Below are 1,293 nucleotides of genomic sequence, written 5' to 3'. Positions count from 1 at the left end.
CATCTCGCCCTCGAGAGCGGACTCCAGCAGCCGCTTCGTCAGCTGTTGCAGCAACCCGCCCTCGCCGGTCAGCTGCAGGCCCTCGGCCTGGGCCCGCACCACGAGCTCGTCGATGAACCGGTCATCCACCGCTGCCGGCACAGACCCCGAAACGGGCTCCTGGCTATGTTCTCGCTGGTCACAGGTGCACTCTTCCATGATCGGAGTTACACCGTTCTTCTTACAGTCCCACCAGTACTTGTTCCGCCGCTTGGATGATACTCGTGCATGGCCTGCAGTGGGTGCATCCCGGAAGGATGATCGGCTGGTAGGGATGGAAATGTCTTCGCGCCGACGGCGGCAAGGGGCACACTTTGGCCTTATCGACTGTCAAATTCTCGAGAAGAGTCTCCGGTGAAAAACAAATCGTCACGCAAGCTGAGCTTGATGGCTGCGTCCATGTTTTCGAGCTCGCTGGTTGCAGTCCTATCTGTCATGCCTACGTCGACCGCCGTTGCTGACGCGGATCAAAGATCGAGGCAGGCTCACCTCGAGGGTGAACCGAGCCGTGCTGCAGGTAGCGGTGACAGCAGGCACACGTGCAGAGACTGGTGTGAGAGCGGGCGAGGTAAACCGGGCCCCCGGGGTGCAACTGGACCTACAGGGCCGACCGGGGCGACGGGAGTTGCCGGGACCGCTGGTGCGACTGGAACAACCGGGCCGACCGGGCCGACCGGGCCTGCCGGAGGTGCGACTGGAACAACCGGGCCGACCGGGCCGACCGGGCCGACCGGGCCTGCCGGAGGTGCGACTGGAACAACCGGGCCGACCGGGCCGACCGGGCCGACCGGGGCGACGGGAGTTGCCGGGACCGCTGGTGCGACTGGAACAACCGGGCCGACCGGGCCGACCGGGCCTGCCGCATCAACCCTGCGGGCTGTCGTGACAAGCGGTGGTTCGCTAGTTGCTGGGCAGAGCTCTGGTGCCGTGTCGTCGGTGTTCTTGGCCGGTAACACCTACGATGTCTGCTTCAGCGTGCCGATCACCAGCGGTACCTATCTCGCAACCATCGGCTTGCCCGGCAATGTCGGCACGTCGCCGCCCGGTGAAATCACTGTCGTAGGCGATAATGCAAACCCTAATTGTGTGCTCGTCCAGACGTTCAACTCGACAGGGGCGGGAGCCCAGCGGGGCTTTCATGTGGGCGTGTTCTTGTAACTGAACCTCTTTCATCCTGAATGGTTGCGGGTCAGGAGTGTGTGGATGGCTTGGACGATGGTGCTGATGCGGCGGGTGGAGCATCTGGCTCGCCGT

2 pseudogenes are annotated in these 1,293 nt (G+C 63.9%); both read right to left on the bottom strand.

The features are described from left to right. Nucleotides 1–198, bottom strand: a pseudogene (locus ACFWI9_RS34380) (IS256 family transposase); the annotation flags it as partial. A gap of 1,010 nt (nt 199–1,208) precedes the next feature. Beyond that, nucleotides 1,209–1,293, bottom strand: a pseudogene (locus tag ACFWI9_RS34375) (IS5/IS1182 family transposase); the annotation flags it as partial.

The organism is Streptomyces sp. NPDC127084, from assembly GCF_042724175.1.
In the GTDB taxonomy this organism is placed as follows: domain Bacteria; phylum Actinomycetota; class Actinomycetes; order Streptomycetales; family Streptomycetaceae; genus Streptomyces.
The sequence above is the reverse complement of the archived record's forward strand: the minus strand, read 5'-3'. Positions and strand labels throughout refer to the sequence as shown.